Below are 20,530 nucleotides of genomic sequence, written 5' to 3' on the forward strand. Positions count from 1 at the left end.
TCACGCCACCTGCTGGTCGAGGATCTTCACGGCCTCGTCGAGCGCGACCGAGACGAGCTGCGAGACGCCGCGCTCCGCCATGGTGACGCCGAACAGCCGGTTCATGCGCGCCATGGTGATCGGGTTGTGGGTGATGATGATGAAGCGGGTCTCGGTCGAGCCCTTCATCTCGTGCAGCAGGTTGCAGAACCGTTCGACGTTGTGGTCGTCGAGCGGCGCGTCGACCTCGTCCAGCACGCAGATCGGCGAGGGGTTGGTGAGGAACACCGCGAAGATCAGCGCCATCGCGGTCAGCGCCTGCTCGCCGCCCGACAAGAGCGACAGCGTCTGCGGCTTCTTGCCCGGCGGCTTGGCGATGATCTCGAGGCCGGCCTCGAGCGGATCGTCGCTCTCGATCAGATGCAGCGCCGCCTCGCCGCCGCCGAACAGCTCGGTGAACAGGCGCTTGAAGTGGTCGTTGACGGTCTCGAACGAGGATTGCAGGCGCTCGCGCGCCTCCTTGTTGAGGCTCTGGATGCCCTGGCGCAGCCGCTTGATGGCTTCGACCAGGTCGTCGCGCTCGGTGGTCAGCGCGGTGTGCGAGCCCTCGACCTCGGTCAGCTCCTCCTCGGCGCGCAGGTTGACGGCGCCGAGCCGCTCGCGGTCGCGGCGCAGCTTCTCCAAGGTCTCTTCGATCTCGTGCAGCGGCGGCAGTTGCGTGTCCGGACCGATCTCGGCCATCGCCGCGACGGCCTGCGGCTCGCATTCGAGCATGTCGTGGATCTCGCGCTCGACGTCGCCGATGCGGCGCTTGGCGCTCTCCAGCCGCTCCTCGGCGCGCGCAGCCGCCTCGCGCGACTTCGACAACGCTTCCAGCGACGCCTTGGCGGCGCGGTCGGTGTCGCCCATCGCGGTCTCGGCCTCGGCCAGCGCGTCGGCCGCGACCTGGCGCTCCTCCTCGGCAATCGCAAGCTCGTCGATCAGCGCGCTGCGCTTCTCGGCAAAGATCTCCGGCGCGTTGTCGAGCTCGGCGCGCTCGTCCCGGACCTCGGCGATGCGCGCCTCGATGGTGGCGATCTGCGAGCCGGCGCCGCGGATGCGGTTGAACCAGTCGTTGCGCTCGCTGATGATCGCCTGCACGCGGCGATCGGCGAGCTCGGCCTCGCGGGCCAGCGCCTGGGCCTCGGCGCGCACCTGCGCGGCGGCGCGGCGCTTGGTCTCGATCTCGGCGCGCACGGCGGCCAGCCGGCCGTCGGCCTCGGTGGTCGCCGGCAGCTCCTCGATCGCCTCCAGCGCATTCTGGTGCAGCTCGGCGATCTCGGCGCGGTCGTGGGCGAGACGCGTGGACGCCTCGACCAGCGCCGATTTGCGCGCCGAATGGCGGTTGATTTCGCGCTCGGCGTTGGCGTGGCGCTCGCGCGCGGAGTTCACCTCGCGCTGCGCGGCGCGCCAGGCTTCGCGTGCGGCGCTCTCGGCGGCGGTCGCAGCCTTCACCTCGGCCTCGGCGCTCTCCAGCGCCTGGCGCTTGTTCGTGGCATCGATGCGCGCCTGCTCCAGCTCGGCCTCGATGTCGATCAGGCGGGCGCGCTCGGCGAGCCGGCGGGCCGCGCCGGTCGGCGCATGCGCGGCGGCGATGAAGCCGTCCCAGCGCCAGACGTCGCCTTCCGGCGACACCAGCCGCTGGCCGGTGCGCAGCTGCGACACCAGCTGGGCACCGCGGTCGCGCGACACCACGCCGATCTGGGCGAGACGGCGCGACAGCTCCGGCGGCGCCTGCACATAGGCGGCGAGCGGCTCGACGCCGTCGGGTAGCGCGGGGTCGGTGACCTCGGCGCCGGCGACGGTCCAGTGCATCGGCGCGGACGCATCGACCGGGGCATCGAGATCGTCGCCGAGCACGGCGCCGAGCGCCTTCTCAAAGCCCTTGGCAACGGTGACGCCGTCGATGATCGGCGGCCACAGGTTCTTGGTCTCGCTGTTGACCATCTTGGAGATGGTGCGCGCCTCGGTCTCGAGCCGCTGCACGCGTTTCTCGGCTTCGGCGAGCGGGGCGCGCGAGGCTTCGAGCTTCTGCCGCGCATTGGCCTGCGCCGACTCGTTGGTCTGCACGGCGGCCTCGGCCTGCGCCTCGGATTCCTCCGCCGCTTCGAGCGAAGCGGCGAGCGTGTCGAGATCGCCGAGATGGGCGGTCTCCTGCGCCAGCCGTTCCTCGTCGGCGCGGACATTGGCGATGTCCTGGTCGAGCCTGGCGAGACGGTCGCGATGGCTGCGGACGTTGGCCTCGAGCTGGTTGCGGCGGGCGGTGAGATCGGCGAGCTGCGTCGTCAGCTCGGTGAACTGGCGCTCGGTCTCGGCCAGATCAGCCTCGGCTTCGGCGACGCGCTCGTCGACGCCGCTGCGCATCTCGACGCGCGCCTTGATCTCTTCCTTCAGCTCCGCGTCTTCAGTCTCCAGGCGCTGCAGCGCGACCTGCGCATCCTGGTTCTGCTGCTGCTCGCGCGCAACGTCGGCGGTGAGCTGCATCAGGCGGCGGTCGAGCTCGCCGACGCGCTCCTTGGCGCGCACCTCCTCGCGGTCGAGCAGGTCGCGGGCGTTCTTCAGCCGCTGCATCGTCGCGGCGGCGCGGGCCTCGGCCTCGCGCAGCGCCGGCAGGTGCGACGAGCGGATCGCCTGGATGCGGGCGGATTCGGCCTGCTCGCGGGTCCGCTCGGCCATCTCGCGCACCGCGACATCGTGCACATGCGCGGCGTCGTTGAGGTCGGCATGCGCGCCCATCCAGCGCAGATGATAGAGCGTCGCTTCGGCCTTGCGCACCTTGGCCGCGACCTCGCGATAGCGGATCGCCTGCCGCGCCTGCTTGCGCAGGCCTTCCATCTGGCCGGAGAGCTGGCCGATGACGTCCTCGACGCGCAGCAGATTGGTCTCGGCCGCCTTCAGCCGCAGCTCGGCCTCGTGGCGGCGCGCATGCAGGCCGGCGACGCCGGCGGCGTCTTCCAGCACGCGGCGGCGCTGCTCGGGTTTCGCTTGAATGATTTCGCCGATCTTGCCCTGGTGGACGAGGGCCGGCGAGCGAGCGCCTGTGGCGGCGTCGGCGAACAGGATCTGCACGTCGCGGGCGCGCACGTCGCGGCCGTTGATGCGATACACCGAGCCGGCCTCGCGCTCGATGCGGCGCGAGATCTCGAGAATGTCGCGGTCGTTCACGGCAGCCGGCGCGGTGCGATCGCTGTTGTCGATCGTCATCACCACTTCGGCGTGGTTGCGCGAGGGCCGCGTGTTCGAGCCGGAGAAGATCACGGCGTCCATGTCGGCCGCGCGCAGCGATTTGTGCGAGGTCTCGCCCATCGCCCAGCGCAGCGCCTCGACCAGATTCGACTTGCCGCAGCCGTTCGGACCGACGACGCCGGTGAGACCGGGTTCGATCACGAAGTCAGTCGGTTCGACGAACGTCTTGAAACCGTGAAGACGAAGACGCGTGAGTTTCATGCACAGATTCTCTGTTGGCGGGAGACGAATCTCCCAACCCCGACAATACCATGGAAGGCAATGTCAATGTGGACTGAGTCGCCTTCGCGCCCCATTCTAGGGGCCGGACAATGGCGATGGCCGCCCGCGAGGGCAACCCGGCGGCCCCGCTTTTCCAAGGCTTTCTCGCGGCGAACGGCCCACGAATCAGAAGCGGCCCCACGAAGGGGCCGCGCTGTGTCTTGTCGGACTCAGTCTCTCGAATCAGCTCTTCAGAAGCGGGTTGATCTTCTTCTGAAACTCCTCGATCGAAGCCTCGCCCTTGATCTTCTCGCCGTTGATGAAGAAGGTCGGCGTCGAATCGACCTTGAGAATGTCGCTCGCGTATTTCTGGTCGGCGGCGATCTTGTCGAGCAGCGCCTGGTCCTTGAGGCAGGCCTCGACCTGCTGCTGGCTGAGGCCGGCCTGCTTGCCGATCCGCGTCAGGGTCTCCGTGGTGTTCTTCACCACCCAGTCGTTCTGCGAGCGGAACAGCATGTCGGTGACGGCAAAATACTTCTGTGCGTCGCCATTGGCGATGCAGCGCGTCAGCATCGAGCCCGCGGCGGCTTTGATGTCGAGCGGGAACTCGCGGAAGATGTAGCGGATCTTGCCGGTATCGATGTATTCGGCCTTCAGCTTCGGGAACACGGTGGCGTTGAACGCCGCGCAATGCGGGCAGGTCATGGAGGCGTATTCGGTGATGGTCACCGCGGCGTCTGCCGGCCCGATCGCCATGTCGGGCAAGGACTGGGGCTTGGCGACATCGGCGGCGCTCTGCGCCATCGCGTCCGAGATCAGCCGCAGCGGGGACAGGCCCGCCAGGGCGGCGAGGCCGGTCAGCGACAAGGCTGCGGTGAAGGCGCGGCGGGTGATGATCAAGGCTCTGCTCCGAAATGGGCGCATCTCGCGCCTGAAACACTCGTGACGTGGCTTTTCGCTAGCTTGAAACCCAGTTGGAGGCAATGCCGGCGCTCAAGCCGGGATCAAACGGCGAACGTCAATTTCGCTTGATGGCCGCGCCCAGCCGGGCCAGCGCGTCACGCAGCGCGTCGTCCTCGATCGCGGTCAGGGTCTGCGCGACTTTCGCCACCGTCTTCGGATCGGGCGGGGCCGGGCGGCGCTTCACCGGCGGCCGGGTCAACGGGCCCTGGCGCAGCGCCAGCTTGCCGACGGCATGCCAGCCGAAGAAGCGGTTGACCCGCTCCAGGATCACATCCGAGGAATGCTGGATCTCCAGCGCCATCGGCCCCTCGACGCGCAGGATCAAGGTGGCCGGCTCCTGCGGCTGGCCCTCGACCGGCCGCGGCCATTGCATCTTCAACGGCTGGGCATGCTCGGCGATGTCGCGGCCCGCGATCTCCGGCCAGCGTGTCACGAGTTCACGTGCGGCAAACCCCTGCTTGGCATAGGCGGCCGTCAGCACGTCGCCCATCATCAGCGAGAGAGGCTTTGCGGTGAGACGGCCGGGCTTTGCCATGATCAATGCTCGCAACGGCGCGGGCGTCAGGCCGCACGCGGCCGGATGGCCTTCAGGTCCGGCGCAATCTCGCGGCGCCGCTGCATGAGATCATAATCCATCTGGAGACCGAGGAAAAAGCCCTCCGAGATCCGGAAATAACGGGCAAGGCGCAGGTCGGTGTCGGCAGTGATGTCGCGCTTGCCCAGCACGATTTCATTGATCCGCCGGGGCGGCACGTGAACGGCACGCGCCAGCGCGTTCTGGCTCAGCCCCATCGGCTTGAGGAACTCTTCCAGCAGGATTTCGCCGGGATGGGGATTGTGCAGCAGGTTGCTTCTAGCGGTGGTAGTCGACGATTTCGACATGCGCCGGTCCTCTATCATCCCAGACGAAGCAAATTCGCCATTGATCGTTGATCCTGATCGAATGCTGGCCGACGCGGTCAGCCTTCAAGGCTTCGAGACGGTTGCCCGGCGGCACGCGGAGATCGTCGAGAACCCGCGCCTGATTCAAAAGACGAAGTTTGCGAAGCGCGACATCCTGGATGTCGGACGGCAATCTCCGGCTCCGTCGGCCGCTCCATATCAGCTCCGTCTCGCGATCCGCGAAGCTCTGGATCATCCGGAACTTATAACGCGGGACGTTATAGAATGCGAGCGCATTCTATTTGGCTCTGCCACGAGTTGGGGACTTCCGGATCAGGGTTCTGGTCTCGTTGCTCGTTTCCTCGTATGGAGGAGGGGTGGCTCAACTCAAGGCTTCTCGCAAACATGATATCGCTGTCGGGGAAGCAGGGCGTCCCGCACAGCTTCTCGCCTGGTACGACCGCCATCGCCGGCGGCTGCCATGGCGTGCGCCAGCCGGACAGCGCTCCGATCCGTATCGGGTCTGGTTGTCGGAGATCATGCTGCAGCAGACCACGGTGAAGGCGGTCGGGCCGTATTTCGAGAAGTTTGTCGCCCGCTGGCCTGATGTCACTGCGCTCGGCAGCGCCGATCTCGACGACGTGCTGCGGATGTGGGCGGGGCTCGGCTATTATTCGCGGGCGCGCAACCTGCATGCCTGCGCCGTCACCGTGATGCGCGAGCATGACGGCGCCTTCCCGGACACGGAGGAGGGCTTGCGCGCGCTGCCCGGCATCGGTCCCTATACTGCCGCGGCCATCGCCGCGATCGCGTTCGATCGCCTGACCATGCCGGTCGACGGCAACATCGAGCGCGTCGTCTCGCGGCTATTCGCCGTGGAGGAGGCATTGCCGCAGGCCAAGCCGCAGATCCAGGCGCTAGCCGCCACCTTGCTCGGACCGTCCCGCGCCGGCGACAGCGCGCAGGCGCTGATGGACCTCGGCGCCACCATCTGCACGCCGAAGAAGCCGGCCTGCGCGCTGTGCCCGCTGAACGACGACTGCGCAGCGCGCGAGCGCGGTGACCAGGAGACGTTCCCGCGCAAAGGCGCCAAGAAGACCGGCGCGCTGCGGCGTGGCGCCGCCTTCGTCGTCGTCAGGGGCGATGAGCTGCTGGTGCGCTCGCGTCCCTCGAAGGGCCTGCTCGGCGGGATGACCGAGGTCCCCGGCTCGGAGTGGCGCGCCGGCCAGGACGACGCCGACGCGCTGGCGCAGGCGCCAGAGTTGGCCGGTGTGAAAGGCTGGCACCGCAAGCTCGGCGTCGTCACACATGTCTTCACGCATTTTCCGCTGGAGCTCGTGGTCTACGCGGCCCGCGTGCCGGCCCGCACGCGCGCGCCAGACGGCATGCGCTGGGTGCCGATCGCGACGCTCGACGGCGAGGCGCTGCCCAACGTGATGCGGAAGGTCGTGGCGCATGGGTTGGGGGAGTGAACGATGCCAGTTGCGCGAATCTACATTCTACCTTAACAGGAATTACCCAATTATACTCTTTTTTGTTGTTCGGCGAAATTTGTGCCGGTGACGTCGGAAGATTTCAGAGCACCCTAACTAATGCGCTTCAGTTTCATCCACGCCGCCGATTTGCATATCGACAGTCCGCTGATCGGGCTGAAACTCAAAAATCCGGCGGTCGCGGAGCGTTTTTCTCACGCCGGCCGCCGCGCCGTCGATGCATTGATCGTAGAGACAATTGCCAGCAAGGCGGCGTTCCTGATCATCGCAGGGGACGTGTTCGATGGCAGTTGGAAAGACGTCACCACGGGGCACTTCTTTGTCAACGCCGTCAGCAGGCTGCACCGCGAGGGCATTCCGACCTTCATCGTCAAGGGCAATCACGATGCCGAGAGCGTCGTATCGCGGGATTTGCCCTATCCAGGCCTGGTGAAGGTGTTTCCCTCGAACAGAGCGGACAGCTTTGTGCTGGATGCTCATCGCGTCGTGCTGCATGGCCGCAGCTTCCCGAACCGGCAAATTGACGAGTTCGTTGCGACCTATCCGGCACGCCGCGACGGCTGGCTCAACATCGGCGTGCTGCATACCTCGTTGGATGGAAGACCGGGGCACGTCGGCTATGCCCCGTGCAGCGAAGATGACCTCAAGCGCTTCGGCTACGACTATTGGGCTCTTGGTCATGTTCACGCAGCCGAAATCGTGCATCGTGACCCCTGGATCGTGTTTCCCGGCAATCTGCAGGGCCGCAATATCCGCGAGACTGGTGCCAAGGGCGCGATGCGCGTGACCGTGGAAGATGGCAAGATCGTCGAGGTGACGCCAGTGACGCTCGACGGGGCGCGCTGGGCGCACTTCACCGTCGACGTCGCCAATGTCGGCAGCGAGAACGATATCGTTGCGCGAATCTCCGCAGCGATTGCCCTCATGCACGGCCAAGCGGATGGCCGTCCGCTGGCGATCCGTTTGACGTTGACCGGCTCTACTCCGCTGCACAATCAACTCGTCGCCCGGCGTGAGATGATCGAGGACGACATACGCGCTCTCGCCCTTCAGTTCGGCGAAGACTGCTGGATTGAACGGCTCAAAGTGAAGACCCAATTGCCTCCACGGCCTGTGGCGTCACTATCACCTGCGGAAAGCCTCGAAATCGATCAACTGCTGGAGGTCGTCGTCAAGGATCCGGACTTCGCATCGATGCTGGCTGAGTTGGTCGAGACGGTGAAAGCCAAATTGCCAAGGGAGCTGCACGAGGAGTTGCTGGAGGGCGACCTCCATCAAGCTCTTGCAGATGAAGCCCGCGCGTTTCTGTCCGGAGAGATCTCGTGAAGATCGAGCGTCTCGGTCTGGAACGCTACGGCATCTTCACCGACCGTAACTTGGCGTTTCGGCAGGATGCCGCCTTGCATGTCGTGCTGGGCCCCAACGAGGGCGGCAAGACCTCGGCCCTGTCTGCGATCGGCGACCTGCTGTTCGGTTTCGGCGGGCGCACTGACTACGACTTCCGCCATGAGAGCAAGAACCTGCGCATCGGTGGTACCTTTCGTCATTCCGATGGGACGCTGATCTCGGCGCGCCGGCGCAAGGGCAACAAGAATACGCTCATCGACGCGGACGAGCAGGCGCTGCCCGACGATATTCTGGTTCCATTGCTAAGCGGCGTGTCGCGCGAGACGTTCAGCCGCGAGTTCGGGCTCACCGCGCAAGCGCTGCGCGAGGGTGGACAAGAGCTGTTCAAGGCCGGGGGCCGTCTTGCTGAAACGCTGGCGGCAAGTTCGGCCGGCATGACCGCGCTATCGCAGGTTCGGGAAAAGCTGCAGCGCGAAGCCGAGGATCTGTTCACCCCGCGCAAATCTGCCGGTAAGCCGTTCTATGTCGCTGCTGATTGGCGGGACAGGGCGGACAAGGCCTTGCGGGACGCGATCGTGACGCGCGAAGCGGTGCGAGATCTCGAAGCCGCGGTTGCGGATGCGCGTGTGAGGCTGGACGAGCTGAATGACGCGCACGCCCGCAGCGGCGGCGAGCTGTCGAGCTGGCAGCGGACGCTGCGCGTCCGCTCGAAGCTATCGCGGCTGGAAAGCGTCGCGGCTGAACTGATCGGATTCGCCGATCTACCGCCGGTTCCGCCGCAGTTGCTGGTCGCATGGCGCAGCGCATTCGACGCCGACGTCGGCCTGCTCCGCAAAATTTCCGAGCTCGACGCGACTGACGCCGTCGAGGCTGCCGAAATCGCGGCCATGGCCATCGATGACGGAGTGCTTGCGGAAGCCTCAGCTATCGACGCATTGCGCGAGCGGCTCGGCGCAGTTCGCGAGTGGGTCAATGATCTTCCAAAACGCCGCCAGGCGCGCGACGAGGCGGAACGAAGCCTCACCGAGTTGGCTCGACGGCTCGGTCTCGGCTCCGTTGACCTTCTGTTGCAGCGCCAGCCGACCGATGCCGCTGTGGCGCGTGCCCGCGACGCGATTGCCCAGCTTGGGCGCGCCACGCAGGCGCTGGCGGAGGCCGAGGCGCGGCAGGTGCGGACCCAGGGCGAGCGCAACATATTCGCGACCGAAGCGGGGCCGCATCAGGCCGCGCTCGATGTCGAACAGATCCGTCAGCGCTTCGATGCGCTCGGCGACATTCTCGCGCAGGTGGATCGTCATCGGCGCGATCTGGCGGTGCAGACCGGCGAGATCGAGAGTCTGGAGTGCGCCGTCGCAGCCCTCGATCCCGCCCCCGCCGGTTTGGAGCAGTTGCGCGGCCTACCGTTGCCGGATGTCGCGGTGATTGCTGAGTTTACCCATGACATCGCAGTCTGTGAGAACGAGATCGAGCGGCTCGGCGACACGCTTGCGACGACCGGGCAATCGCTCGCCGACACCGAAGCTGAACTGGCGCGTCTGCGTGCTGGCGGGACGGTGCCGCGCCGGACTGATCTGCTCGGTGTGAGGCAGCTCCGCGACATTCAGCTCGACGCATTGGGCGCGGCGCTGGATGGCGATAGGGAGGCGCGGAAGTCGCATTTTGCCGAGGTCGTGCAGTCCTCTCATGCTATCGACGATATGACTGACGCGCTGCTGACCGACACCCAGCGCGCCGCCCTCCATGAGGATGCGCTGCTGCGTCTTGCTGCTCTTCGCTCGAAGTCTGATGGCGAGGCTGTGAAGTTGCAGAGCCTGCAGGCGAGCTTGACGACGCTAACCTCTGCCTGGAGCGCGAGGTGGGCACCCGCGGGTGTCGTGCCGCGCAGCCCTGCGGAGATGCAGTCATGGCGCAGTAAAGTCGAGGAGATCCTTGGCCGGCTCGGCAGGCTGGATGCGCACAAGGTCAATCTCGATGTTCTGGCCGCTGAGATCGGCGCCGGCAGGACGGCATTGATCGGCTTCCTCGCCAGCTTGGGCGCATCGCCGGATACTACGCTGCCGTCCGAGATCTTGTTTCGTGAAGCCAAGGCTCGCGTCGACGCCCTGCAGACGGCATGGGCAGATGCGAAGGCGCGCGAAGTCAAGCAGCAGCAGCTCGAGCGTGACCTCTCCGAGGCAGCAGCCGCGCTGGCCAAGGCACAGGCAATGTTGACCGCGCAACGTGACGTCTGGCCCGCTGCCATGACCGGAATCGGTCTGGCTGAATCCGCAATCCCGGCGGAAGCCGAGGCGGCGCTCGGAGTTTGGCAGTTGGTGCCAGTGCCGAAAACCACGCGTGAGGGTGAAGGACATCGCGTCGAGACGATGGAATCGAACCTGAGGGCGTTCGATGCCGACGTGTTCCGCCTGGTTGATCGCGTCGCGCCGCAGTTCAGGAGCGACTCTGCGCAGGAGTCGTTGGCGAAGCTGTCGGCGGCCCTTGCGGACGCGCGCAAATCCAGCGAAACCCGCGTGCGGCTTAGCCGGAACGCCGAGCAGCGCGTCGTCACGCGTCAGACACTGACAGCGCAGCGACAGGCCGGGGACGGATTGCTCGACGAAGCCTGCCGCACCTTTGGCGTCGACCGCGAAGGTTTGTCCGATGCCATTGCACGGCTGGTGGCGCGTCACGAAATGGAGCGCGAGCAGGTCGCGCTGCGACGGGACGTGCACGAGATCGCCGACGGACGCGACGAAGATGCGCTGCGTCGAGAGCGCGAAGGGCTCGATTTCGACCTGCTGCCGGGTGATATCGCTCGCGGGGAACTGCGCCAGAGCCAACTGCTGAAGGATATCGCTGAAGCTTCCGTCATTCTCCACGAGAAGGAGCGTCTGCTTGGTGCGCTGCTGAAGGGACGGAACGCGCCTGCCTTGGCGGCTGAGCGGGCCGAGGCCGGTGCCGAGCTCGTTTCAATCGCGGAACGCTGGCTGTTGCGCGCCGCGGCGGCTCGACTGGCCTCGCGCGCCATCGAACGGCATCGAGCCCTGGTGCAAGATCCCCTGATCGCACGCGCGAGTACGTTGTTCTCAATGGCCACCAACGACGCCTTCGCAGGGCTGGTCATCGCCTATGGCGATGACGACCAACCGGTGCTGGTGGCGAAGCGGCAGGACGGCGAACGTGTCCCCGTGGCCGGCCTCAGCGAGGGCACGCGAGACCAGTTGTTTTTGGCGCTGCGTCTCGCGCTGCTTGAGCGCCGCAGTTCGGAAGCGTTGCCGTTCATTGGGGATGATTTGCTGGCGAGTTTCGACGACGCGCGTGCGCTGGCCACTCTTCGGCTATTGGCGACGGCCGGACAGCAGCGGCAAATTATCTTGTTTACGCATCATCGTCATATCGCTGATCTCGCGCGCTCGCTGAATGAGCAAGAGATCGATGTGATTTGTCTCTGAGCGGACAGACGGAACGTCCTCAACTACGGCGTAGAATGCCCCGACTTGCGCGCCATCTTGCTCCATCGCTGCGTTCCGTTCCAGGGTGCTGATTCCGTTTTTCAGAATCTTTCTTGACTCCACCCCCAAATCAGGTATCTTATCTGCCCGTTCCGTCCCGGCAAGACGGGGCGTACCCGTCGTCATGAGACGCGTGCCGACAATGCAGGCCTTATGCTGCGCTCTCGCGCGCGCCGTGCCCACCATTTCGGTGAACTAAGTGCTGTCACCCCTCATCACCAGAATCACGGTCACCGTCATCCTGGCGGGTCGCGACCCTGCCGCGTGGACGCTTCGTGTGCGCGACGGCAAGCTGTTGGGCAGCAAGGGGAGGGCGATACGCCACGCTCGTCAAATTGGGGGTAGGGAAATCTGTAGGTGGTCAAAGCGAAGCGTGCCCATCATCGCCATTATCAAGCTCTCAAGCACGATCTCGAGCTTCTCGTCCCTCACCAGAATGACCTCAGCGCCGCGCCCATGGCGGCCCTCGTAGCTACCCGATCAATCGAATCTGGACCCTGGACGGAGCGTCCTTGAGCACGCTGGCCGCGGTCGCGCCAAAGGTTGCCTTGAAGGCGTGGCTGAAATGGCTGGAGCTCGCAAAGCCTGCATCGAGGGCCGCCGACGTGATGGAGTCGCCGCCTCCCACACGCTCCACAGCGTGCCGGAAACGAATCCAAATCCTGAACGTCCTGAATGGCACCCCAATCTCTTGGACGAACAGATGCTGCAGGCGGCTGGGGGAAAGGTCGACTCGCCGGGCCAGCTCCTGGATCGAGTGATTGCGGGCGATGTCAGCCCTTATGATCGATACGATATGTTCGACCCGCGCATCGACTCGTGGTGGACGTGGTTCGATCCCCAATGCCTGTCCAGCCGCGAAATCGAAATCGTCGAAGCGTAGTCTATGACCGGCCTGATGCAACGCGTAGAGATTCCGCACAGCGACGATAAGCGAGCTTTCGATGTCAGGGTCCAGTGAGCTTAGGCCACATCCCTGATGGGGCGAGAGGCGCCGATAGTAAGGATCGTCAGGATCGTTGTATATCACGGCGACCGGCGCCCCGCTTGGATCAAGGGTATGCGACAAGCCTGCGGGGACGATGGCCGTGAGGCAGGTCAGGCTTTCCCCGGCCATTCTGGTGCCGATCCGCAGAGGCGCCTGAAGCGCCACCAGGCAGACCGATATTGGATGCCGGTGCAGCGGCAGCGCACCTGGACGCCCGATGAACATCATTCGCTGAGGCCAGAGGCACAACAAAGCTCTCTCGTCGAAGTTGGTAGCCGATTCTGGCAAGCGACCATTCCTCCACACGTCTATGCTGCGAGAAGATTCACGCCGACGCAATCCAGCGACCTGGGCGCGCAAGCTCTTGTCGTACGCGGCGTCCATAGCGGAAAGATCTGTTTGGGGAAATGATGTCCAACGCCCTCTTGATTGCGACTGTTGAGTTGTGGCGGCTTCTTGCCGTGGCCGGCATCTGGAAATGCCGCCTACACGGTATAGCCCGCTTGCAACACGCACCCGGTCAGCCTCGGCCAGACTAAGAGACGACGGTCCGTGTCACGCGCGCCGCGCCCGGCATGCGAGACCCCCTCAGCGATTGCGCCGCCGTGCCGCGGACCACGCGTCCTCGGCCGATGGAGCGCCGCGCCGTCACACAAAACGCCCCACCGCAGCCTCTCCCATCCTCCGGAGCACCAGATGACCCTCACCGCCCCCTACGACCCCAACAACATCTTTGGCCGAATCCTTCGCGGCGAAGTCCCCGCCGCCAAGGTCTGGGAGGACGATCACGTCCTCGCGTTCATGGACGCCTTTCCGCAGTCGGAGGGGCACATCCTGGTGATCTCGAAGACCTCGACCTCCCGCACCCTGCTGGACGTGGAGCCGGACGTGCTCGCTCGGATGGCCGTAGCCACCCGACGCACCGCCCGGGCCGTGGTCAAGGCGCTCGCACCCGAGGGTTTCCTGATCGTGCAGTTGAACGGGGCTGCCAGCGGTCAGACCGTCTTCCACCTGCATTTCCACATCATACCTCGCTGGGCTGACGTGCCGATGAAGGGCCACGGGGAGGCGCCGATGGGTAAACCAGAAACCCTGCTCGCCCTCGCCGACCGCATCGCCGCTGCGCTCGATTGACCGCAGCCCGGCATGCGGTCCGCTGTCGCTCAAATACCAATCGGAATAGCTCGGATGTGGCAGCACGAAGACGATGTGGTCATGCCTTGCGGCGACGCGCCGTCGCCCTGCGGGGTCTCACCGGAGGCTTCAGGCACTGGGAGCTTGTCCGAAGTCCTGCTCAGCAACGGCACCTGGGAAGCTCAGCAAGGATTCTCACATGTTTCGTTCACTTAGCATTGTCATCACCGGGGGAACGACAGGCCTGGGCTTTGCGATAGCGAACGCGCTTACCCCTCAAGGCGCTCGGCTGACGCTCCTCTCGCGGCGGACCGATAATCTGGACCTCGCGGCTCACGAACTTCGTCGGCGACACGCCGGCGCCGATATCGAGGTTCAGGCCGTCGATGTTGGCGATCCAATTGCGACGTTCCAGGCCATCGGGGAGGTTGCTCGTCGCCGAGGCGGGATCGACATGGTGTTCAACAATGCCGGCGTGATGCGCGAGGGGCGGTTCGAGACCCTCACCGACAATGACTTCCGGGACGTGATGCAAACCAATTTCTTTGGTGTGGTGAACGTCACCAGGGCTGCTTTACCCCATCTGGGCGCCACTGGCGGGCGGTTGATCAATATAGCATCGATCGCTGGTTTAACCGGCATTTTCGGTTTCACCGCCTATGGATCTACGAAACATGCCTTGGTCGGCTTCACCGAATGCCTGCACTACGAGCTGCTGCGCCAAGGTATCAAGGTTCATCTCGTCTGCCCGGGAGAGTTCGAGACGCCGATGGTCGCGGAGCTCGATTCCTATCGGACACCGGAGAACCGGAGACATACGCTGACCATCCCGAGAACTCCCTTGGACCTCGTGGTTGCGGATACATTGCGGGGAATCCAGCGCGATCGGCATTTCATCGTTCCGGGTGGGCGTGCCCGGCTGGCCGTCCTCGGCCTTCGGCTCTTCCCATCGATTGCGCGTAGGCTTGGCGCGCGCATGGTCGCGAAGCTTGAGCGGAAGCGCCGGCGTGAGGGGCCCGGGTGAGAGAGAGCGGATTCACGCCTCGAACAACGACCTGGATCAGCGCCCGACAGCCGCGCCTGGATAGCGCTCGTCGATGGCGACTTCGGCTGCTGACACAGGGCTGGCAGCAGCGGACATTTAGAACTTGGGCGCACCGAGGAGGCACCCATGATCGCAACCGCAATCGACACGCTCGCTTCGCCGCCCTGCGCCGTGTTGCTCGGCTGGCGGCTGATCGACGGCCGCCCGGCTGAGGGCTGGATCAAGATCGGCTTCGACGGCAAGCCGGAGTTCTGCAACCCGGCCGGATTCATCCAGGGTGGCATCCTCGCATCGATGCTCGACGATACGATGGGACCTGCGGTCTTCATCAAGACCGAGGGCCAGCTCTACACGGCGACCGTCAGCATGACCGTCAACTTTCTTGCGCCGGCAAAACCTGGACCGATCGTCGGCGAGGCGCGGGTGCTCCAACTCGGCAAGACGATAGCCTTCATGGAGGCACGCCTCACTGGCGATGCCGGTGTATTGCTCGCCACCGCAAGCGCGAGTGCACGGCTGGTCGAGGCGGCGAAGGCGCTCGCCAAATAACCTCAAGCTTGCCGGACACGCAGGACGTTCCGAGATATCTTGCTCCGGCGACCGTACCGACACGCTCCGCCGTCGTTCCGGCGAACGCCGGCATCCATGCCCCCAGGGAGCGGATTGGAGAGTTACAGAGCTACGGTGACGCTGCATAAAACCTGCTCCGACGAGCGGGAGGCGGCGAGGCAACTGCAGCGGGCCAACCCTGGCAGTCATCCAGACGCAAGTTCCGTTTTTCGGAATTCCTCTTGACTCTCCCCCCAAATCAGGTGTCTTATCCACCCGTTCCGTCCCGGCAGGAGGGGCGTACGCGTCGTCACGACACGCGGGGCGGGATGCGGTGGCTGCGACGGCGTCGTCCGACGAACGACGTCGACCGGTCTCGTGCAGCGCTGCGTCGGCTCGCCGGCGTGAAGCGGGTGCGGGGTCTTTCGCGGACGTTGAAATCGTGTGGTCCTGGCATCCCGGTGCTGATGCCAAGCGGGCGGTGATAATGATCCGCCGGTGACGGGGGCAAGACAGCCGGTCCCCGGGGAGATCACGTATAAGACGGAAGCCCATCGCGCAGGGAATGCCGGATGACCGGCTGGACCTGTGGTGACTGCCGCCTGCTTTCTTTGTTGCAGGCGGGCCATGGGTTGCGGCCAGCACCCGGCATTCCCTGCGCCCTCCTCTTTGCGAGGGTCCTTCTCGGCAACAGCTCGGGCGCTTCGCGCCGCGAGACGGCGAGGTCGCGTCTGTCGTGTTTCGCCATCGATCGACAGGAACACTGTTTCTCAATGGCAGGGGCGTGCCTGACTCGCATAGCCAGACATCCGATCCGCGCCGATGGACCCTGCGTCGCGTCGCCTGGAACGATCATTCTGCAAGCAACCGCCGATGCTGCGCCAAGTTTCGCGGCTGCAGCGCTTTCGCTTGGCTTGTCTTTTACGTTGCGACTGCATTGCAGATGTAGATAATCTTAGATTGTGTTTGATGGTCATGCTCTTCGAGCGCGCAGACGTGTTCCGAGCTGCTGCGCCCCACCCTGAGGAGTCCGCCGCAGGCGGGCGTCTCGAAGGGCGAGGCCACCCTGGGGCCTCATGGTTCTCCCGGCGATGCGTAGCATCGTCCGGAGACGGCGCTGCGCGCTTCCTCACCATGAGGGTTGAGCGCGGAAACCGGTGCTGCACATGACCATGAGCGGCGTGCTCATCGAGAACGGGCGTGCTGATCGAGAAGGGGAAAGCGTCGGCACCTTGTTGAAGTGACAACGTCATGATCGGCAGCTCGGACCAACGCGAGCAAGGAATAAGATCGATTTGGGGAGGCAAAGATGACAAAGCTAACAGGATTTTCGCGTCGTTCGATGCTGGGCCTTGGCGCTGCGGCCGGGCTGTACGGTCTCACGAGTCCCGTCCTGGCCAAGGGGCCGTTCCTGAACACGCAGGCGCCGACGTTCTTCCGCTTCAAGCTCGGCTCGGCCGAGGCCACCATCATCTCCGATGGCGTGCTGCCGCTTGGCGATCCCCATGCGGCGTTCCTCGGCATTTCTCCCGGTGACCTCGATGCGATGCTGACGAGCAACTTTCTGCCGACAGGCGCCGCGACCCTCGAGCAGAACATCCTGGTGCTCAACACGGGAGACAAGATCATCATCTTCGACAACGGCATGGGTGTCTCGAAGCTGTTCGGTGACACCACCGGCAAGATGCTGACGACCCTGAAGCAGGCGGGCATCGAGGCCAAGGACGTCGATGCGCTGGTCATGACGCATGCCCATATCGATCATTGCGGCGGCGTCATCGGCCCGGACGGCAAGCCGAGCTTCCCCAATGCCGAGCTGTTCATCTCCGAAGCCGACTTCACCTTCTGGACCGACGAGGCCAAGGTCGGCCCCAACTACAAGGCGTTCTACGAGCAGGCGGTGCGCAATCTCGTTCCTGTCAAGGACCGCATCACCTTCTTCAAGGACGGCCAGGAGTTCCTGCCGGGCGTCCAGGCGATGTTCACGCCGGGCCACACCGTCGGGCATACGATCTTCCTGATCCAGTCGGGCAAGGATCAGCTCGCCTATATCGGCGACATCTCCCATCATCCGGTGCTGCTGATCGAAAAGCCGCTGATCGAGTTCGCCTATGACACCGACCCGAAACAGGCCGCCAAGACCCGCGTCCGCGTGCTCGACATGCTCGCCGCCAACCGCACGCGGATTCTCGGTTATCACTTCCCATGGCCGGGCATCGGGCACATCGGCAAGGCCGGTGACGGCTTCCGCTACTTCCCGACGGCGGTCCACACGATGGATGTGGCGCCGCTGTGACCTGAGGCCGCCTTGCCGTTTGCCCGACCGCCGGCGCATGCTGGCTGCGCAGACGTGTTCCCTCGACAGCGGGTGGACGGCCGATGCCGCCGCCGCTAGGTTCGCGTCTCGTCTTGTCAGGGATCACCATGCTCAAGCTCTATGTGGCGCCAGGCACCTGCGCGCTCGCTTCACACATCGCGCTGGCCGAGACCGGCGCCGACTACGTCGCCGAGAAGCTCAGCTTCAAGACCAACCAGCAGAAAAGCCCGGACTATCTCGCGATCAATCCCAAGGGGCGCGTTCCGGCGCTGGTGACCGAGCAGGGGGTTCTGACCGAGACGCCGGCGATGCTCGCCTATATCGCGCAGCGCTTCCCGGAGGCTCGTCTTGCACCGCTCGACGATGTCTTCGCCTTCGCGGAGGTGCAGTCGTTCACCAGCTATCTCTGCTCGACGGTCCACATCGCCCACGCGCACAAGATGCGCGGCTATCGCTGGGCGACCGAAGACTCCTCTTTCGCCGACATGAAGAAGAAGGTGCCGGAGACGATGGGTGCCTGCTTCGCGCTGATCGAGCAGAAGATGTTGCGCGGTCCCTGGGTGATGGGCGAGCAGTACACGATCTGCGATCCCTATCTGTTCACGATCGCGCAATGGCTCGAGGGCGACGGCGTCGACATCAACGCCTTCCCGAAGGTCGCCGCTCATTTCAAGCGCATGGCTGAACGGCCGGCGGTGAAGAAGGCGCTTGCCGAGGTCTCGGCCTGACGGCCGCGGACACACGCGCCGGGCGGCGCCCGCACCGCCGGCTCATCCCTTCGTCGCGCGTGGAGGCGCGCCGCCCAGCTCGCGGCCGGTCTCCAGCATCAGCGTGCGCAGCCAGATCGAGCCCGGCTCGACCTGGGCCCGCGTCGGATAGAACATGAATTGCTCGTCGATGCCGGGATCGAGCGGCGGCGTCACGGTCGCCAGCGACAACGGCCGCGCCAGCGCTGATATCAGGCGGCGCGGCACGAAGGCGACGAGGTCGGTGCGCGCGGCGACGTGCAGCGCCTCGATGTAGCTCGGCACCACCAGCGCGATCCGCCGCTCCCAGCCCTTGCTGCGCAGCCAGCTGTCGATCAGGTCCTCGCTCTGGCCGCGCAGCACCACGGCGACGTGGCGCGCCGAGAGAAACCTCTCGCGCTTCGCCAGACCTGATCCGGCGGGGTGACCGCGGCGCACGGCGAGCGCATCGCTGTCGGTGTAGAGCAGTTGGCGGTGAAAGCCCTTGAAGGCGTTGCCGATCGAAATCACCATGTCGATGGTGCGCGCGAATTCGGCATGGAAGATCGCAGGTCCCCGCCACGGCACGACGTCGATGCGGACATTGGGTGCGGCGCGCGTCACCTTGGCCATCAAGGACGGCATCAGCAACTCGACCGCGAGATCGGGCATCATCAGCCGAAACTGACGCTCGCTGCTGATGGCGTCGAAGACATCAGGCGCGAGCAGGCCGCGCACTTGGTCCAGCGCCTGCGCGAGCGGCGCCTGCAGCGCGAGCGCCCGCGGCGTGAGCTCCATTCGCGCGCCGGTCCGCACCAGCAGGGGATCACCGAGCAGATCGCGCAGCCGCTGCAGCGCGTGGCTGGTCGCCGGCTGGGACAGGCCGATGCGCAATGCGGCCCGGCTGACGCTGCTCTCGCGGAGCAGCGCATCGAGCGCCACCAGCAGGTTGAGATCGAGTGCGGCCAAATTCATCAGGCGAATTGATATCATATTCAATATCGATTGGAAGAATGCAGGACCGTGCCGCATGCTTCCCCCTGTCGCACGAGGAATTCGGGAGGAACGATGTCATGACCGCCAGCGCCAACAAGCAATTGATGCAGGAGCTGCTCGCGAAAACCGCCGCCGGCGACCGCGCCGCCTACGTCGCGGCCATCGCCGACGACGTCACCATGGTGATCACCGGGCAATATTCATGGTCGCAGACGATCAGGGGCAAGGAGGCGCTGCTGCGCGATCTCCACGGTCACCTCGCCAGCCTTCTGGCCGAGGGACGCCGCACGCTTCCGCTGCGCTTCATCGCCGAGGACGACCTCGTCGTGGTCGAAGCCAAGGGCGAGATGCGCACCAGGGCCGGGCGGGCTTACGACAACGACTACTGCCTGATCTTCCGATTGCGTGAGGGACGCATCGTGGAAATCCGCGAATATTGCGACTCGGCGCTGACAGAGGCGGTGCTGGGACCGTTCCCGGCTTCGCTCCGGCAGGCCAGCTGATGCGACGATCATCGAATTCAAGGGAGAACCACCGATGAGCGCCGGGGACACCCTAAGTCACCACAACAAGCAGATCGTGCAGCACGTGTTCGACGAGCTGGCCAAGAGCAACCCGCAGCCGCTGCTGGCGCATCTGTCGGACGATTTCCGCTTCGTCATCATGGGCAGCGGATCGTGGTCGCGCAGCTACGACGGCAAAGAGACCGTTCTCGCCGAGCTGTTCGCGCCGCTGCGAGCGCGGCTCGGCCGCATCACCACCATTCCGGTGCGGCTGATCGCGGAAGGCGATCACGTCGTGGTCCAGGCGCGAGGCCGCAATACGACCGCCGATGGGCGCGCCTACGACAACAGCTATTGCAACGTGCTCCGGCTCGACAATGGCCGCATCACCGAATGGGTCGAATATTGCGATACGCTGCTGATCGAAATCGTGCTGGGTCCGCCAGCGGCTGTGGTGCCTGCGGACCGCTGACGTGCCCAGCGCGACGGGAACCGAGGGGAACTCGGCTGTGGGACCGGGGAGCCGGACCATGGTGGCGGAAAAAGAGAGCTGGAGCGGGAACTCACCCGTTCCAGTGACGTTGCATGAGGCCGTGGCGCGCCGTGCGGCCCCATCTCCTTTTTCTGAGCCC

At 65.1% G+C, this 20,530-nt stretch carries 17 protein-coding genes; 10 read left to right on the forward strand and 7 right to left on the reverse strand.

Features of this window, described 5'->3' with window-relative positions; all coding sequences use genetic code 11:
• The 5 genes from smc to QW845_RS17555 form a co-directional block, all read right to left on the reverse strand.
• Complete coding sequence (smc, locus tag QW845_RS17535; protein ID WP_315802797.1) at window positions 1-3,465, reverse strand: chromosome segregation protein SMC; 3,465 nt, start codon at window positions 3,463-3,465, stop codon at window positions 1-3.
• A 243-nt stretch (window positions 3,466-3,708) separates the two neighbouring features.
• Window positions 3,709-4,365 carry a DsbA family protein gene (locus QW845_RS17540; RefSeq protein ID WP_315802798.1) on the reverse strand — a complete coding sequence of 219 codons (657 nt, stop codon included), beginning with the start codon at window positions 4,363-4,365 and terminating at the stop codon, window positions 3,709-3,711.
• Window positions 4,366-4,483: 118 nt separating this feature from the next.
• The gene (locus tag QW845_RS17545) at window positions 4,484-4,963 is read right to left on the reverse strand and encodes a DUF721 domain-containing protein (RefSeq protein WP_315802799.1); all 480 of its coding nucleotides are present in this window, start codon (window positions 4,961-4,963) and stop codon (window positions 4,484-4,486) included.
• A gap of 26 nt (window positions 4,964-4,989) precedes the next feature.
• Window positions 4,990-5,310 carry a HigA family addiction module antitoxin gene (locus QW845_RS17550; protein WP_315802800.1) on the reverse strand — a complete coding sequence of 107 codons (321 nt, stop codon included), beginning with the start codon at window positions 5,308-5,310 and terminating at the stop codon, window positions 4,990-4,992.
• Entirely contained in the window at window positions 5,282-5,566 is a 285-nt protein-coding gene (locus QW845_RS17555; RefSeq protein WP_315802801.1) for a type II toxin-antitoxin system RelE/ParE family toxin, read from the reverse strand. Before QW845_RS17555 ends, QW845_RS17550 begins: the two co-directional genes overlap by 29 nt.
• Before the next feature lie 121 nt (window positions 5,567-5,687).
• On the opposite strand from QW845_RS17555, the gene mutY reads away from it, so the two are divergent.
• The 3 genes from mutY (at window position 5,688) to QW845_RS17570 (ending at window position 11,581) form a co-directional block, all read left to right on the forward strand.
• Complete coding sequence (mutY, locus tag QW845_RS17560) at window positions 5,688-6,782, forward strand: A/G-specific adenine glycosylase (protein ID WP_409997931.1); 1,095 nt, start codon at window positions 5,688-5,690, stop codon at window positions 6,780-6,782.
• Window positions 6,783-6,902: 120 nt separating this feature from the next.
• On the forward strand, window positions 6,903-8,129 hold the full coding sequence (locus tag QW845_RS17565; protein ID WP_315802802.1) for a DNA repair exonuclease: 1,227 nt from the start codon (window positions 6,903-6,905) through the stop codon (window positions 8,127-8,129).
• A complete protein-coding gene (locus QW845_RS17570; protein ID WP_315802803.1) occupies window positions 8,126-11,581 on the forward strand; it encodes an AAA family ATPase in 3,456 nt (1,151 codons plus the stop codon). The genes QW845_RS17565 and QW845_RS17570 overlap by 4 nt, the downstream gene beginning before the upstream one ends.
• Before the next feature lie 532 nt (window positions 11,582-12,113).
• Here the strand turns inward: QW845_RS17570 and QW845_RS17575 are convergent.
• Window positions 12,114-12,857, reverse strand: a complete 744-nt coding sequence (locus QW845_RS17575) for an AraC family transcriptional regulator (protein ID WP_315802804.1) — start codon at window positions 12,855-12,857, stop codon at window positions 12,114-12,116.
• A 468-nt stretch (window positions 12,858-13,325) separates the two neighbouring features.
• Here QW845_RS17575 and QW845_RS17580 point away from each other — a divergent pair, with 468 nt between their 5' ends.
• From QW845_RS17580 to QW845_RS17600, 5 genes are all read left to right on the forward strand, one after another.
• Complete coding sequence (locus tag QW845_RS17580; protein ID WP_315802805.1) at window positions 13,326-13,763, forward strand: HIT family protein; 438 nt, start codon at window positions 13,326-13,328, stop codon at window positions 13,761-13,763.
• A 199-nt stretch (window positions 13,764-13,962) separates the two neighbouring features.
• Window positions 13,963-14,787 carry an SDR family oxidoreductase gene (locus tag QW845_RS17585; protein WP_315802806.1) on the forward strand — a complete coding sequence of 275 codons (825 nt, stop codon included), beginning with the start codon at window positions 13,963-13,965 and terminating at the stop codon, window positions 14,785-14,787.
• Window positions 14,788-14,934: 147 nt separating this feature from the next.
• The gene (locus tag QW845_RS17590) at window positions 14,935-15,357 is read left to right on the forward strand and encodes a PaaI family thioesterase (RefSeq protein ID WP_315802807.1); all 423 of its coding nucleotides are present in this window, start codon (window positions 14,935-14,937) and stop codon (window positions 15,355-15,357) included.
• A 1,309-nt stretch (window positions 15,358-16,666) separates the two neighbouring features.
• A complete protein-coding gene (locus QW845_RS17595) occupies window positions 16,667-17,653 on the forward strand; it encodes an MBL fold metallo-hydrolase (protein ID WP_315802808.1) in 987 nt (328 codons plus the stop codon).
• Window positions 17,654-17,781: 128 nt separating this feature from the next.
• Window positions 17,782-18,402, forward strand: a complete 621-nt coding sequence (locus QW845_RS17600; RefSeq protein WP_315802809.1) for a glutathione S-transferase family protein — start codon at window positions 17,782-17,784, stop codon at window positions 18,400-18,402.
• Between the two features lie 42 nt (window positions 18,403-18,444).
• On the opposite strand, the gene QW845_RS17605 is transcribed toward QW845_RS17600, so the two are convergent.
• Window positions 18,445-19,374: a LysR family transcriptional regulator gene (locus tag QW845_RS17605; protein ID WP_315802810.1), complete on the reverse strand. Its 930-nt coding sequence runs from the start codon at window positions 19,372-19,374 to the stop codon at window positions 18,445-18,447.
• A 98-nt stretch (window positions 19,375-19,472) separates the two neighbouring features.
• On the opposite strand from QW845_RS17605, the gene QW845_RS17610 reads away from it, so the two are divergent.
• Together QW845_RS17610 and QW845_RS17615 are read left to right on the forward strand one after the other, a co-directional pair.
• Window positions 19,473-19,898, forward strand: coding sequence for a nuclear transport factor 2 family protein (locus tag QW845_RS17610; RefSeq protein ID WP_315802811.1), 426 nt, complete (start codon window positions 19,473-19,475; stop codon window positions 19,896-19,898).
• Between the two features lie 34 nt (window positions 19,899-19,932).
• Complete coding sequence (locus QW845_RS17615; protein ID WP_315802812.1) at window positions 19,933-20,370, forward strand: nuclear transport factor 2 family protein; 438 nt, start codon at window positions 19,933-19,935, stop codon at window positions 20,368-20,370.
• Window positions 20,371-20,530 lie beyond the last annotated feature (160 nt).

The sequence above is a fragment of the Bradyrhizobium sp. SZCCHNS3002 genome (genome assembly GCF_032377435.1).
GTDB lineage: Bacteria > Pseudomonadota > Alphaproteobacteria > Rhizobiales > Xanthobacteraceae > Bradyrhizobium.